Consider the following 14,497-nt stretch of genomic DNA (forward strand, 5'->3'; position numbering starts at 1 on the left):
TACGCTACCTGGTAGGGAGGAGATTTTTCTTGGTTGAATCGGTAGATTTAAAATCATAAATTGTTTTAGTGGTAGATATTTTATTACTGATTGAAATATAAAAAGGTTGCATTGCATTAACTATCTTGAATTAATGCTGTAGCCCAGGGGAGCATCTTGCTCAATTGATCTTTAGATGATGCTGTTAGTAATGGGAAATTCACAGAAGTAAGATCTGTACCAGAGCTAATATCTTTTGGATTGGTTTCCAACCAATTGATTAGACAATTAAGTTCCTCGAGAATTAACCACGCAGCCGCAATATCCCAGATTTTTGGTGTTGCCTCCAAAGCAGCAATTGTTTGACCTACAGCAACACTAGTCATATTTAAACTTGAAACTCCCAGTAATCTGATTTTCCCTGGGAAAGACTGTTCTGGTTTCATTTGTAAAACTTTAATGGAGCGGCTACAAAGAGAAATGCAGTCACTATTTTTTTTGAAACGAGACTCTTGCTTCAGTTGTTTTTTATTGAGCCAAACTCCTTTCCCTCTTATGGCAAAAATTCTTTTTTTTAGAGCTGGTATGTCAAGAAAAGCAGTCTCAGGTTCCCCATTGGTGAAACGCGCTATGGATATTGCCCAGTATGGTATGCCTGCTGCAAAATTAGTTGTGCCATCAAGTGGATCAACTACCCAATATTCATTTGAACTAGGAATTGACTTCTTGCCTTCTTCACTAAGGACGCCCTCACCTGGAGCAATTTTTGCTAGACCTTGAACTATTGTTTTATCACTCCACCTATCACACTCTGTAATCAGTGTTCCATCGGGTTTTATGTCAGAGTTGATTTGACCAAAATCTTGAAGCTGGCGTATTCCCACCTCATCAACCAGTTGATGAATTGAAATTAGTTGAGCATTGCTCAGAGGTTTAGATATTGGGTTTTGAGTCATTGTTATTCAGTTAAAAGCTATAGCTGACATAAAGGAATTAAGTTCGATTCGTAGAGATTTGATTTATTGTCTAAATCTCTATAATTTTCTTGATTGACTTTGATATCACATGGTTTGATGTTATCTAAACCAGTTTGCCTACTTAAATCAGCTAATAAAGTGTTATAGCTAGTTACAGAAATAATATAACGAACCTCGGAATCGGTTAAATCTCTTTGGTTATTTACAACTTCGCGCTGTGTCGTAATACCTGATTTGTACCTAAGCTTGGCAAGTCTTAGAGACTCTCTTGCAGATAAAACTTCTACATAAGAAGCAGATATATTTAGTTTGGCTGATTCTAATTTGAAGAAAACTTCTTCAACTTCTTTTCTGATTTGAGCTCTTTGTAAAGCAAAATTTAGCTTTGCTTCTTTAGCTTTGCTTTTATTGTATTTGTATAAAGATTTTGAATTACCACCATCAAAAATAAACCATGTAGCATTGAGCCCAATGGTATTCGAAAGATTAGATGATTTATTACTAGTGTTGGGAGAAACTTGATTTAACTCACCTTTTGCAAATGAAGAGGTAAATGTATTTACTAAGCTTAATTTTGGTTGGCCAGCAGCTAAAGCAGCGTTGGCATTGCTATTGTTGATTGAAATATCTAAAAGGATACTATCAAGTTCTTCACGTGCATCATAAGCTGCAATAATACTATCCTCTAATGATAAGTCCCATACACCTAATACTTGGGTTTTTGAACCAATCAAAGGTGTGACATCCTCTGGAAAATTAAGTATTTCAGCAAGAGATCTTTGACCAATTTTTTGGTCTCCTGATTTAATGTTTAATAATTGTTGATCTCTGGCTAATTGTGTTTTAGCTTCCAGAACTTCTAATTTTGTACCAATACCAGATTCAAATCTAATCTCTGCATCTCTTAATCCAAGTGTAGATGATTCAATAGATTTCTTTGCAACTTTTATTTCTTCATTTGTCTTTTGAAGATTAAAGTAGCGCTTTTTAGCTTCTAATTTTAAATCTCTTAGAATTATAGAGTAGGTGTATTTTGACTTTTCAAAACTATCTCTGGCCGAGGCTATTTCGGGAACTCTTGCAGGATTAATTAAATCCCATTTAATTTGCGCATTAATAGATGAGCTCCATTGTTTACTAGTGGTGTCTTTTATTAAATTTGACTCATTGTAATTATTAGAGGAAAAGTATTGGGGAAGGCCATTCGCTGTTAGGCTTAATGTTGGGTACCAGGAGGACAACGAACTTTTTAATATTGATTTTGCTTGATCAACTTTTTCTAAGTAAACTTTTATAGTTCGATTATTATTTATGAGAATAGTTTCTAACTGATTGAGATTTACATTTTTATAGGTTTTTACTAATACTTCACGTGGTCTAGAGGGCCTAAAAAGATCTTCAGGTGAATTTAATTCATGTAATAAACCTTGTATTTTTTGGCTTTGATTTTTACTTAATTCTTCTTGAAACCTTATCTTAGAAACTATTTTTTGCGAACTTGTTGCCCATAAAGGATTTATCCCAGATATAAATAAACCGGCAAAGATTAGGAATTTTCTCTTCACTCTCCTCATAGTTATAAGAAAAACTGAGATGGATTCAATAAAGCAATTATGCTTTACAAAGTGCTTTGTTCACGATGTCGTCTGCATCATGGACAATTCTTATAGATACATTAAGTGACGAAGAGAGCTCTTGAAGAGTCATGTCATCAAGAAAGATTTTTTCCCCTTGCTTTAGCATGACTGACGGCAGAAGTAATTCATCACCTAATTCTTTTCCTTGCAGGCCTTTTAACAGATCTAGACCAGTTAGAAGTCCTGTCACTATTTGTTCTTGACCCCAATAGGGACTTGGAATTCCGTAAAGATGCAGTGTGAAATTATTTATTTTATTGAGTCTTTTACAAGATTTCCGTAATTCATTTTCAACTAGTTTGCCAACAACCCAGCTGCATGTTCTCTTTTCATGAATTTTTATGGGAAGATTTCTTGTCGCTTCATCCATTGCTTTAAGAAAACTGCGAATACTTCCTACTCCATTCTCTTTTTGAGGTAAATCTTCATAAGAATTGAGCTTAGGTAAGGGTTTCTTCGCTATTAAATACCATTCATCAGATAACCAGGCAAAACGGGAGCCCGTTGATTTGTAAAATTGCTTTTGCATTGGCTCAATTTGATTGATGACTTTTGTTGCACAATCAGAATTCACAGGTATTAGCCCATCATTACTTGGTCGAAATCTTGTTAACCCAACTGGAACTATTGCTGCCGAAAGGACTACCGGAAAATCTCCTTGTGCAAAACTAAATAGATCATTAATGGTTTTTGTTAGAGCTTTCCCGTCATTTAATTCAGGGCAAACAACAATTTGAGCATGAATTTGTATTCTCTTTTCTGAGAACCAAGCCAACTGATCTAAAAGTTCAATAGCTTTAGGATTCCTAAGTAATTTCGACCTTAAAGAAGGTTCTGTTGCATGCACTGAGACAAACAAAGGAGTAAGTCTTTGTTGATCAATTCTTAACCAGTCTTGCTCGGAAAGATTTGTAAGTGTTAAGTAAGAGCCATACAAAAAACTTAGCCTGTAGTCATCATCTTTAAGGTATAGGCTTTTCCTTTTCCCTAAAGGCTGTTGGTCAATAAAACAAAATGGACATTGGTTATTACATTGTTTTAATCCATCAAATAAAGCCTCAGTAAAAGCAAGTCCTAACCCATCGTCATAATCTTTTTCAATATCAATTGTATGTGTTATTCCCTTGTCATCTAATATTTTTAGTTGAACATTTTCTTCGGCGATGAGAAATTTGTAATCAATAAGGTCTCTTGGTTTTACACCATTAATACTAATTAGTTGATCTCCCGCTTCAAATCCAAGCTCCTCTCCTATTGAACCCTCCTCGACAGAGGAAACAACAGCAGGTTTTATTTTGTTTTTATTTACCATTACTGTGTTCATTTATGCTCCTAAACAAGAGAAATCACTTTTATAGTTTTCGGGTAGTGTGAAAAAAATTAATTGATCTTGAAAATTAATTTATTTTTAATATAAGTAAATTTTTAACAAAAAGTACTCTAGAAACTTTTTTGAATCATCTCTTTTTCTAATGATTAAGAAAAGTGGCCTTGAAAAGCATTGAGATCATTAAAATAAAAAATGGTTTTCTGAATTTTTCTTTTAACTTTCTAATTTGTATTCTGAAGACATTTTGGTTTGGGTATCGACTTGAAGCTAAATTCATAGAAGGTTGAGCTGAAAACCAACTCAGTTTTATTAATTCTGATTTACTCAAACAAACCCACTAAGCCCATAAATAAAGAAACGCCCTATCTCTCAAAGTCAAGGACATTGCAGTTTTGGGCTAGCACAATGGTTGTCCTGCCTGTTTTTGTTCAGGCTCCATGGGTTCATGTGTTTCCTTTTTCAGCTTTTTTATTTAGTTTCCTCATATTTTTTCTTGGATTTTATTTACTCAAATTTTGTAGTAATAGATGGTCCTCTGTAGGTTCGTTAATGGTTGGTGTGAGTTGGAGCTGGTTAGGAGGATGTCTCTTTTGGGGGTGGTTAAGAGCTCATCCTGTGTGGCATTTACCTGTTGAATCAATAGCTTTGCCAATAGCAATAAGTCTTTTAAAGACTCGATGGGAAATAGGAGCTAGTTTCTATTTGGCATCATTACTAGGCACTGCTTTTACAGATGTGATGATTGTTTTGACAGGTGTCATGAAGGCTTGGCCCGAAGTTGTTGACGCACCTTTTTCAGAAGCCTCCAAAATGTTGAGTTTCACGGCGGAACAATTATTGGAACCTTTTTCTCTATTTGCAATTTTAGTCGCAGCACTTTTAATAATTTTGATTGCAAATTGGATGAATCAAAAATCAAAAAGTGAGCAATTATCTTCCGATGCTTGGCTTGTATCTAGTGCGGCTTTGACAACAACCTTATGGGTTGATGGATTATTTTTTGCAACTACATTAATTCAGCCTCAATTGAGTGGATTGATCTGAAAATTAATACTTTATGAACTTAAATACTGGATTTAATAAAAATGATATTTACTCAACTAATTGGGATGTGATTGTTATTGGAGCAGGCGCTGCGGGTTTAATGTCTTCTCTTGAATTGCCATCAAATTTGAAAACCTTACTGTTAAATCGCAATACTAGTAAACGCTCTTCAAGTAGATGGGCACAAGGCGGAATGGCTGCTGTTACTCGAATTGAAGATAGCGTGGATGTTCATGCATTGGACACAATGAAAGCCGGGGCAGGTCTTTGTGATCCTGAAGCAGTTCAAATGTTTGTTGAAAGTGCTCCGAGGTTAGTAGATAGACTTTTGAAACTAGGCATGGAATTTGATAGAACCTCGGGAAAATTATCTACAACTCTTGAGGCTGCTCACACTCATAGAAGAGTACTTCATGTCAAAGATAGAACTGGAAAGGCATTGGTTGATGTCCTTAATGAGCAAGTTGAACAAAAAGAGAATGTTTTGCATCAAAGAGGAATAAGAGTTACTCAGATTTGGGTTGAGAAGGGAAGGTGTTTAGGGGTACAAGTTTTAGATGGACCAGCTTTACGTTGGATCAAATCAAAGGCAGTTGTTTTAGCTACTGGTGGCGGTGGCCATTTATTTGCTAATACAACAAATCCAACTCAAGCAGCAGGTGAGGGTATTGCTTTGGCGTGGAGGGCTGGAGCTCTAATAGAAGATCTCGAATTTTTTCAGTTTCATCCCACTGCTCTGAAATTGAATGATGCGCCTTCGTTTTTAATTTCAGAGGCATTAAGGGGAGAGGGTGCGGTTTTAGTGGACTCATTCGGGAAGAGCCCTGTCGACCATCTTGAAGGAAAAGATCTTGCATCAAGGGATCAAGTCAGCAGGGCATTGTTTAAAGCTATGCAAAAGCAAAAAGTTGATCACATTGGTCTCGATGTGCAATCTATTGATGTTGAGGATATAGAAGCACGCTTTCCTTCTATTTTTCAAAGGTGTAGAGAACTTGGCCTGGAGCCTTTAAAAGCAGTAATTCCCGTTGCTCCATCTGCTCATTATTGGATGGGCGGTGTCGCTACAAACTTGAAGGCACAAACTAATATTAAAGGACTTTTTGCGATAGGTGAAGTGGCTTGTACAGGACTTCATGGTGCAAATAGACTTGCAAGCAATTCATTAATGGAATGTTTGGTTTTTGCAAATCAAATGAGAAATATCGAATTAAATGATTTTGAAACTCCAGTTATATCAATAAGTAATGCAAGCTTTAAGAAAGAAAATCTTCGCTTTTCCAGAAATGATGGAACTAAATATTTAACAAAAGAAATCGAAAAACTCAGACAATTATGTTGGCGAGAAGCTGGAGTGGATCGATCGCAAAAAGGAATGTTTGCCGCTCTTTCAAAAGTTAAACGGGATCATGAAAATCTCTTAAACGAGCCTTTATTAAATTCAGTTTTTTCGCAGTCAAAAGATGAAATTTATGTATTTGATGAAATTTCTAGGAGAGATCTTAACTTGCTTCTCGATTTAAGTAATCGACAAAAGTCTAGCTCGCTTATGTTGGAGGCTTGCTTATTTCGTAAAGAGAGTAGAGGAGGGCATTTTAGAGATGATTACCCTAATTCAGTTCCTTTTTGGAAATGTCATACCCGTCAAGTAAAAGGAAAGAATATTCATACAAGACCGGTTAGCGAGATTAATGTTATATCTAAAAATCTTTAGTGTTCTTGTAATTACTTAGTTCGGCTAATTCTTTAAGGCTTTTCACTCCTGAATCAATTGAGCCATTAATTTCCCAAGAAGGAAAACCTGTTATACCTTTAGCCTCGCAAAGTTCTCTTTGGTTATTGAAACCATCTTTTGCACATTCAACTAAATTTAATTTTTCCGAAGCTTCTTTCCCAAACATTTCTTTTTGATCATGACAATGTGGACACCAATATGCGTTGTACATCACTGCTCCTTCTTTTGTAAGATGTTCAGCGAGTTTTATTTTTTCAGGAGAACTTTTCGCGATTACCGCAGGTGGGGTACCTTGGAAATTATTTGATACTTCCTGGGTAGATGGATCAACTGATGATGACCAAACTAGGCCTGCTAAAAGAACTGCTACTGACATAATAAAACCCCTGAAAAATAACTTTCCATAATCTTCCCATCCGCCTCCCAGCACGTTTAATAATAGAAGTGAAACTGATATAAGACAAGAAAGAAGACAGAAAAAACAGAAAGCTTTAATTTTAAATATCATAATTGATATTAAGATTAAACTAAAAATAAAAGTCGATGTAGATATGTAAAAAGATCCCCACCATGCAATTTTTGAGATAATATTTTTTTGATTTTTTAGAATCGGCATTAATGGAAATATTGCCATTAATAATATTAAAAAATAACTGATTAAACCCATTAAAGATAATGGAATAGAATAATTATTTGCTTGAAACAAATTTCCCCAAGGGCTATTTAAAACTTTATCGCACCCCCCTAATCCACCTGGACAGTTTAAATTTCCTATTAATCCCCATTTGTTCAATGTTATTGATCCTGTATCAATAACTCCTACGGTTGATAATATGGCTATGCTGACTCTAGCCCACTTTGAACCCAAATCTTGGCGTCGTCGACTTTTTAATCTTGAGGATCCCATGCAGGTTGATTATGAATAGATAAGGTTATTTATTTATTTATTTTAAAGAGTAATTCATTTAAAGGCTGAATAATCTAAATCTTTTTGAATGTTCTTTATATTTTTAAAACCATTTAAAAATTTGACTGGGTATTAAATATAAACTGCTTTAATTTTCAAGTACTAATAAGAGGGATTTATTGATTCAGATTAATTTAATAGCTTTGAGGGCTTTTTGAATCAAGAATGCTGCGGAAAGACCTGCACCAACAAAAACTAAGTAAAATAGAATTCCCATTTGATTTGAATTTCTCAACTAATATTAGAACATCAGTGCCTTATCTTTTGAATTTATTAATTTTAATCTTGAATATATTGTTTCCCATTTATCAGGCATTGCTCTGCTCGTTGTAATTCACGACCAATGTAAATGGCATGATCTAAATGACTGATGGGGAATGGACCATGACCCTCGGAGATTTGAATACCTAACTGCTTGGCACTCTTTCCTCTATAAATATTGCTCGGTTGATTTCTACTTTTTGTTTTACATTCAATTGTCTCACCTGACTCTGGATCAATAGCCCGGCCTTTTTGATCAATATCATTTAAATAATGTTCAAGTATTAACTCATTTGTTTTTGGTTCAATTTTTATTAAGAAATAACCATTTGGGTCAAGCTTTATTTGTCGCTTGGATAATTTATCGTCTAATAGCTTTATTGAGTTGATTAAGTCTTCTTGAAGATCTGGATTTTTCATTTCTTTGATTTGCAAATTAAAAAAAGATAAAGAAGTAATCTTTTATTATTAAATTTTTAGCTTTTCCTTCAAAAATTTATCCTGAAATAAAGCTTTTTAAGATTAAAAATATAATTAGATTTACAAAAATAAAAGATAAATAAACAACGCCTGGATTTTTTAGTCCTGCTGGTGCTGTTAGTTCGTAGCCAAAGAGAGTAATAACACCTTTAGTACCTTTATCTTTGTAACTAAAAATCCCTTTAGCAAAGAAAGGTTTGTCTTCATTAGGCTCAACTTTATCTTTCTCGGAGGAAAGCGATTTATCTGTATCAGGAGAATCTAGTAAATTGTTGTCTGTCATTAAGATTAAGTCTGTAATTTGTCTGAAGTTACTATGTATTTGATAGCTTTGGCTCTTCAAACTTAAAAGGTACTTCATTGTTTGTAGCGTTTATTTGATCAATCATTAATTTATTGGCTTTTGGAAGCCATTCTCTAATTAATGAATCCATAGGTGAGTTGTACCATCTATGAAGACTTGCATTGGGTTTAGAAATAAAACCTCTTCGTTTTTTGTGACTCCCGCCCGCTCCAGGATCAAAATATTTGATTTGATTTGCTATGGCCCACTCAATTGGGGAGTAGTAACAAACTTCAAAATGTAAATTTTCTATATTTTCTTCTGAACCCCAATATCTACCCCAAAGCATATTTTCGTTTTTTACACATAATGACATTCCAATAGTTTTATCAATTCCTACTTTTTTTGCTTCAAATAAAACAATATTTTCTTTGAGATCTGTTGATGTAAGTTCAGTGAAAAATGATTCAGTGAGGTATTTACTCCCCCATACTCCCCATCTTGAACAATGAAGCTCATAAAAATAATGCATTTTTTTTAAATTTATTTCATTTATTTGTGATCCACTAAGAGGCTCAACTTTTACTCCACATTTTTTTATGCTTTCTCTTTCTCTCTTAATATTTCTACGTTGATTAGAATTAAACTTTTTTAAAAAATCAGAAAAACTATTTTCGTCATTCAATTTTAATAAACTTTGTTGATTGATCCATTTAGCGCAATTTAGAGATTCAGCTATTTTCATCCATTTAGGGTCTACATATAAAAAATTACAACTTAAAATGTTATTTTGTTTGGCAAATCTATCTATTTCAGAGATTAATATATTTGTGAGATCTATATTATCAACTCCTTCTGCAAAAAGAAAGCGATAACCCTCTATTGGACTTAATGGACTCATTCCTATTAGTTTTGGATAATATTTGAGTCCCATGTCTTGAGCTAATTGAACAAAGGGATTATCAAAAATAAATTCTCCATAACTATGAGATTTAAGATATAGAGGTGCACATGCAATTAAATTATTTTCACTCCATGCAGAGAGAAATAATGGTTGCCATCCATATTTTGTACTAACACTTTTTGATTTTTCTAATGCATTTAACCAATCCCACTTATAAAAAGGACTTGAATTTTCTTTTAAGAAATTATTCCAGACAATTTTAGGAATTTCTTGGATTGATGCATGCCATTTAATTTTGATATTATTCATTTCTTTTATATTAAATCTATATTCAAGATAAATTATTTCTAAAATATCTGATAAGTAATTCATTATTACCAAGCTTTTTACTCTCTTTTAGAATCCAGTTATTTTTTTTATTCATGATTGTATTTAAGTTTCTTAAGTCAGATGAAACCCAGCAGTATCTCCCTCCTAAAAGATCAGGAGTAATAGTAATTTGTAATTCATCTATTAGATCCTCTAAAAGAAAAGCTGAAATAAGATTTGCCCCTCCTAGTAATACAATTTTCGCAATTCCTTTTTGATATAAATCATCAAGACAATCACGCCATGTGAGTTTTAAATTTATTTTTTTATTGAATCCATTAGGAAGCATAATCTCATTTTTCTTATCTCGCTTTTGGATTAACCATTTTTGAAGTGGTTGTTTAAAAAAAAGCCAATTAGCTGGAAAATCTATTTGATTGCTAGCTATAAGAGCAATTGGCTGTTCATTCTTACCTTCTGAAGTTCTTTGCTTTAATAAGTTTTTATTTTTAATGACACAAATTGATTGATGATCTCTAAGAGTTTGCCCTCCCATTAAAATCCCATCTGACCAAGCAAGTGATTCTTCTAAAACCAAACGATCACCAGACTGACCTAATTGTGTTTTCCCTCCCTCAGGATATGCTATTCGGCCATCAATACTAGAAGCTAAAACTAATTTAACCCAATTATTTTTCAACTATCTCAACAAACCAATCTGATTCTTTGAGTCTTTAGTATCGATCTTTGATTCAGGTACCTTTGCATAAACCTCAGCTGCATTATTAGGACTCTCTTGCAGTTTTATTTTATACAAATTTGCCCCAATCGCATTGATTGGATTTGTTAATTTATCTGAAATATGCAATGCAATATTTTCAGCTGTAGGAACACAATTCGCAAAATAAGGAATATCTTTATTTAAAAAGGTATGATCAAAGGGCTCTACAACCAAATCATTAATTAAACTATTTAATGCAGATAAATCACATATCATTCCGGTTCTAGGATTAATCTTTCCTTTGACAGTTATATCCACTAAATAATTGTGACCATGTCCATTAGGCCTAGCACATTTTCCGAAAATTTTTTCGTTTTCGGTTTGAGGTAGATCTTCTCTGGCTAAGCGATGAGCAGCTGAAAAGTGTGTTTGAACTGTTAAATAAGCATCCATAGCATTTCCTTGATAATCAGCCCAAAGTTTTGGGTTTTCGTAAAGACGAAGAGATTTTAGTGGTAAGTGAGATTGAAGGCGCTTCCATATAATACGAACTAAACTTTCAGTTGTGGGAAGGCAACCTTCGGGTTTAGAAAGGTCAAACTCTGGCCATGTGTCATTTAAAAAACGAAAGTCAAGCTGACTTGTTACCTCTTTTTTTATGGCATGTTTTACATCAGAAAGGTTTAAGACCATGCCATATTTATTAAGATCCCCTTCCATGGTTACGATTAACTCGTAATTGTGTCCGTGGCCAGGAGCTATTGAGCATGGTCCAAACAAAGCTGAATTATCATCATCAGATAATTCAGGAAGCCTATATAGGTGGCTTGCGCTAAAGCATGCACGTCTTGTAATTACACAGCTTCTCCCCTCTCCATGGGGAAAATTAGATGTGATTGATTCCATAAATTTTTCACATCAAAACACATCCTAATAACTTTTAGTTACTTCTGTCTTTATGTCCTTCAAATCACCCCCTAAAACTCTTAAAGAAAAGTTAGGTGGTCGAAATATATTTTTAATAGGAATGATGGGCTCTGGCAAAAGTGAAACGGGACCAGCTCTAGCCAAAATGATCAATTATGCTTTTGTTGATACTGATGATGTTATAGAAAAAGCTTCTAAGCAGTCTATTTCATCTATTTTTGAAAAAGATGGAGAGAAAGTCTTTAGGGATGTTGAAAAAAAAGTTTTAAAAGAAATTAGTCAACATCATTCTCTTGTAATTGCTACTGGAGGTGGTTTAGTTACATTTCCTGAAAACTGGGGCATTCTTCATCAAGGAATAGTTATTTGGTTAGATCTTGATTTAAAACGTTCACTAAAAAGATTAGAAAATGATAAAAAGAAACGCCCATTACTAACTGGGAATGATTTGGCAAAAAATTTTATTCAGATTTATGAATCCAGAAAACCAATATATTTAGAATCAGATTTGAGAATAGAAGTTGAGGATCAATCTTCGTATGAGGTCGCAACTATGATTGCTGAACATTTGCCAAGCATTCTTATTGACCCGGAGAATCAAGCCGAACGGCATACCACTGAATTGTAAAACCTGTTTTGATTTCAAGGTCGCAAGCTGTATCAAGCAAATGTTGAGCAGCTTCTGCTATGGAATACTTACATGCAAGATCTAATGGTAATGAATCGAATTTATTTAACCAAGATTGAATCCATAAAAGAGTTTCTTCTTTATCCAGGATTTGCTCACTTTCGCCTGGAACCAAAACTACATAATTATCCATTTCTCTTATTAGCGGATCAGACATGAGACTGAAATTCTTCTTTTTTTTGATTTCTATTGTAATTCTTTTTACTTACACAGGTTCTACTCATGCTGAAACTATTCTGGAGAAAAATAATTTTCAATCATATAAGCTTTCTGAACGTAAATTAATTTGGCCTGATTGGCGCTTCCCTTCTTCTATTAAGCGCCCAAGATTAAAAGATGATTTAATTTACCCTGCTTGGTTTGAAGGGGTATGGGATGTTACTAGTGAGATAGTAAGTGATAAGAATCAAGAACCTGTTGTTCACTCAGCTAAATTCATTCAAAATAACTCGGGTAATGTAATTGCTGACCGTGAATACAACACTAAATCTTATGCATTGAGCACAAAGATTGGTGGTTTTTTATCAGTAAAGAATGATCCTAAATCACCTAATCGCCAGTTTGCCAAATTAACTGAAGATAGGTATTTAGAGACAAAGATCATAGGAAGGCTTCAAGAAAAAATAGATAAAAATATTTTTATTACTGATGAATTGATTTTACAAATTTTGCATACACCAGAACTTAGCAGGGTTAGCCAGGTAGAGACATTAACTGAGTTTAAAAAATGTGTATCTAACAAAAACAATGAGATAACTACAAGTGATTTTAATATCTGTGGAGAACAATTTCAGGCAATTTACAACCAACCTGGACAAAATATTATTTCTTTGCCGATTAAAACAGAGAAATCTAAATTAATACTTAGAAAGACTAATCATGATTAGTTGTTGGTAAATGATCTTCAATTAAGTCTCTCCAGTTAAAAAGATTTTGAAGACTTGGATCGTTTATATATAAAGAACAGCCTTTGCCTTTTAGAATTTCTCCAGATGAACTTGGGAATTTTAGAAGTGATAGGTGTGATGCTACAGAAATATCAGCAACAGAAAGCTTTTTCCCAATCAGAAAGTTTTCTTGATCAATTAAATTTGATAAATATTGAAGATTTTGTTTAAGACATTCTTTCTCTTTCTGGTTTATTAATCCAGAAATCTGATTAGCAATCTTTGTAGGAATATTAAAAAGAAATTTTTGAATCGAATCCGAGATTTCGTTGGCGAATAAAGAGGAAATCAATGTCGGATTCTTCGCAAGCTCTTCCAAAAAGACAATTTTTATAGATTTTGCCAAAGTTGTATCTGCCCAATTCTCAATAATCTGGGCCTGAGAAGCTTCTTTTAGACTCTCTGGAATTAATTTTGGTTCTGTTTCAATTTTCTCTAAGTATCGTATTATTGAACTTGATTCATGGATTGCTGTTTCTTTATCAAAAAGCACGGGTAATTTTTTTTGTCCTGTTTTTTGAAAGATATCTATTTGACCTATGGCTGGAGTTATTTCAACGGTTCGATATTCAAGCTTTTTTGCAGCCAAAGCCATTCTTACTTTCAAGCAATAAGGAGAGTGCCTAAATTGATGAAGTTCCAACATTTTAATTTCCTACAAATGGTTAGCAGAGTAGCTATTAATTCAGTCTTTTGTTGGTGAAAAAATGGGTGAGTTTTTTTCTAATGTTTCTAGATATCCTAAGTATCTCATCACAATAGTTTTGGGGGTTTTCACTTCTGCGATTTCTCCCTTAATTAAACGAGGTCGTAATCCGATCACAGCGATTGCTCTTGTTGGTGCGTTTGTGAGTGCACTTCTGACAATAATTTTTTTATTAAAGGCTATGGCTTTCCCTGTACCAATTACTTAGACATGGCCAATTCAAGAAGAGTAGAAAAATTAGCAGCTTTACTCAAAAGAGAAGTTAGTGAACTTTTGGTTAATGGAGTTAGAGATGAAAGAATTCATCAAGCTATGGTTACCATTACCTCTGTTGAGGTTTCAGGTGACTTACAGCATGCAAAAATTTTTGTAAGCCTTTTTGGTGAAGAGAAAAAAAAAGCTGAGGTGCTAGTGGGTTTAGAGGAAGCAAAGAGATTTATTCGTGCTGAGCTTGCTAGAAGGCTTCAAATGAGACGATCTCCTGAGCTTGTTTTTAAGATTGATCAAGGTATGACAAAAGGTCCGGCAGTTTTAGATCTTCTCAATTCATTAGAACTTGAACGTAAAAGTAAAGATATAAGTAAAGAGTTATAGAGTAATAA

The 14,497-nt window shown here is 33.9% G+C and carries 18 protein-coding genes; 6 read left to right on the plus strand and 12 right to left on the minus strand.

Going from position 1 to position 14,497, the window contains the following annotated elements; translation table 11 throughout:
• Positions 1 to 116: 116 nt before the first annotated feature.
• From AC6EIY_RS08735 to AC6EIY_RS08745, 3 genes are read right to left on the minus strand one after another with little or no spacing between them, the layout of a single operon-like run.
• Positions 117 to 935: an inositol monophosphatase family protein gene (locus AC6EIY_RS08735; protein WP_498506540.1), complete on the minus strand. Its 819-nt coding sequence runs from the start codon at positions 933 to 935 to the stop codon at positions 117 to 119.
• A gap of 17 nt (positions 936 to 952) precedes the next feature.
• Positions 953 to 2,530: a TolC family protein gene (locus AC6EIY_RS08740; RefSeq protein WP_498506541.1), complete on the minus strand. Its 1,578-nt coding sequence runs from the start codon at positions 2,528 to 2,530 to the stop codon at positions 953 to 955.
• A 37-nt stretch (positions 2,531 to 2,567) separates the two neighbouring features.
• Positions 2,568 to 3,917, minus strand: a complete 1,350-nt coding sequence (locus AC6EIY_RS08745; protein WP_498506542.1) for a TIGR03279 family radical SAM protein — start codon at positions 3,915 to 3,917, stop codon at positions 2,568 to 2,570.
• 411 nt (positions 3,918 to 4,328) lie between these two features.
• Between AC6EIY_RS08745 and AC6EIY_RS08750 the strand changes: the two genes are divergently transcribed.
• Positions 4,329 to 4,967, plus strand: a complete 639-nt coding sequence (locus AC6EIY_RS08750; RefSeq protein WP_498506543.1) for a DUF3120 domain-containing protein — start codon at positions 4,329 to 4,331, stop codon at positions 4,965 to 4,967.
• A gap of 13 nt (positions 4,968 to 4,980) precedes the next feature.
• Positions 4,981 to 6,681 (plus strand): L-aspartate oxidase, encoded by a 1,701-nt coding sequence (gene nadB / locus AC6EIY_RS08755; protein ID WP_498506544.1) that lies wholly within the window; start codon positions 4,981 to 4,983, stop codon positions 6,679 to 6,681.
• Here nadB and AC6EIY_RS08760 read toward each other — a convergent pair.
• The 7 genes from AC6EIY_RS08760 to AC6EIY_RS08790 form a co-directional block, all read right to left on the minus strand.
• On the minus strand, positions 6,668 to 7,609 hold the full coding sequence (locus tag AC6EIY_RS08760; RefSeq protein ID WP_498506545.1) for a vitamin K epoxide reductase family protein: 942 nt from the start codon (positions 7,607 to 7,609) through the stop codon (positions 6,668 to 6,670). The genes nadB and AC6EIY_RS08760 overlap by 14 nt on opposite strands.
• Positions 7,610 to 7,793: 184 nt before the next feature.
• Positions 7,794 to 7,886 (minus strand): cytochrome b6-f complex subunit PetL, encoded by a 93-nt coding sequence (gene petL / locus AC6EIY_RS08765; RefSeq protein WP_011294102.1) that lies wholly within the window; start codon positions 7,884 to 7,886, stop codon positions 7,794 to 7,796.
• A 62-nt stretch (positions 7,887 to 7,948) separates the two neighbouring features.
• The gene (locus AC6EIY_RS08770) at positions 7,949 to 8,350 is read right to left on the minus strand and encodes a DUF4346 domain-containing protein (RefSeq protein WP_498506546.1); all 402 of its coding nucleotides are present in this window, start codon (positions 8,348 to 8,350) and stop codon (positions 7,949 to 7,951) included.
• Between the two features lie 76 nt (positions 8,351 to 8,426).
• Positions 8,427 to 8,693, minus strand: a complete 267-nt coding sequence (locus AC6EIY_RS08775; RefSeq protein WP_498506547.1) for a hypothetical protein — start codon at positions 8,691 to 8,693, stop codon at positions 8,427 to 8,429.
• A 31-nt stretch (positions 8,694 to 8,724) separates the two neighbouring features.
• Complete coding sequence (locus AC6EIY_RS08780; protein WP_498508195.1) at positions 8,725 to 9,906, minus strand: GNAT family N-acetyltransferase; 1,182 nt, start codon at positions 9,904 to 9,906, stop codon at positions 8,725 to 8,727.
• A 22-nt stretch (positions 9,907 to 9,928) separates the two neighbouring features.
• On the minus strand, positions 9,929 to 10,606 hold the full coding sequence (locus tag AC6EIY_RS08785) for a RibD family protein (RefSeq protein ID WP_498506548.1): 678 nt from the start codon (positions 10,604 to 10,606) through the stop codon (positions 9,929 to 9,931).
• Entirely contained in the window at positions 10,607 to 11,533 is a 927-nt protein-coding gene (locus tag AC6EIY_RS08790) for a 6-pyruvoyl trahydropterin synthase family protein (protein WP_498506549.1), read from the minus strand.
• A 52-nt stretch (positions 11,534 to 11,585) separates the two neighbouring features.
• Here AC6EIY_RS08790 and AC6EIY_RS08795 point away from each other — a divergent pair, with 52 nt between their 5' ends.
• Positions 11,586 to 12,182 (plus strand): shikimate kinase, encoded by a 597-nt coding sequence (locus tag AC6EIY_RS08795; protein WP_498506550.1) that lies wholly within the window; start codon positions 11,586 to 11,588, stop codon positions 12,180 to 12,182.
• Here the strand turns inward: AC6EIY_RS08795 and AC6EIY_RS08800 are convergent.
• Complete coding sequence (locus tag AC6EIY_RS08800) at positions 12,136 to 12,399, minus strand: CRR7 family NDH-1 assembly protein (protein ID WP_498506551.1); 264 nt, start codon at positions 12,397 to 12,399, stop codon at positions 12,136 to 12,138. The two genes, AC6EIY_RS08795 and AC6EIY_RS08800, sit on opposite strands and share 47 nt — an antisense overlap.
• 22 nt (positions 12,400 to 12,421) lie before the next feature.
• On the opposite strand from AC6EIY_RS08800, the gene AC6EIY_RS08805 reads away from it, so the two are divergent.
• The gene (locus AC6EIY_RS08805; protein WP_498506552.1) at positions 12,422 to 13,129 is read left to right on the plus strand and encodes a DUF6816 family protein; all 708 of its coding nucleotides are present in this window, start codon (positions 12,422 to 12,424) and stop codon (positions 13,127 to 13,129) included.
• Here the strand turns inward: AC6EIY_RS08805 and AC6EIY_RS08810 are convergent.
• Positions 13,116 to 13,835 (minus strand): glutathione S-transferase family protein, encoded by a 720-nt coding sequence (locus AC6EIY_RS08810; RefSeq protein ID WP_498506553.1) that lies wholly within the window; start codon positions 13,833 to 13,835, stop codon positions 13,116 to 13,118. The genes AC6EIY_RS08805 and AC6EIY_RS08810 overlap by 14 nt on opposite strands.
• A 61-nt stretch (positions 13,836 to 13,896) precedes the next feature.
• On the opposite strand from AC6EIY_RS08810, the gene AC6EIY_RS08815 reads away from it, so the two are divergent.
• Positions 13,897 to 14,103 carry a DUF751 family protein gene (locus tag AC6EIY_RS08815; protein WP_498506554.1) on the plus strand — a complete coding sequence of 69 codons (207 nt, stop codon included), beginning with the start codon at positions 13,897 to 13,899 and terminating at the stop codon, positions 14,101 to 14,103.
• A 2-nt stretch (positions 14,104 to 14,105) separates the two neighbouring features.
• The gene (gene rbfA / locus AC6EIY_RS08820; RefSeq protein ID WP_498506555.1) at positions 14,106 to 14,489 is read left to right on the plus strand and encodes a 30S ribosome-binding factor RbfA; all 384 of its coding nucleotides are present in this window, start codon (positions 14,106 to 14,108) and stop codon (positions 14,487 to 14,489) included.
• Positions 14,490 to 14,497: the final 8 nt, after the last annotated feature.

It is taken from the genome of Prochlorococcus sp. MIT2304 (genome assembly GCF_059772405.1).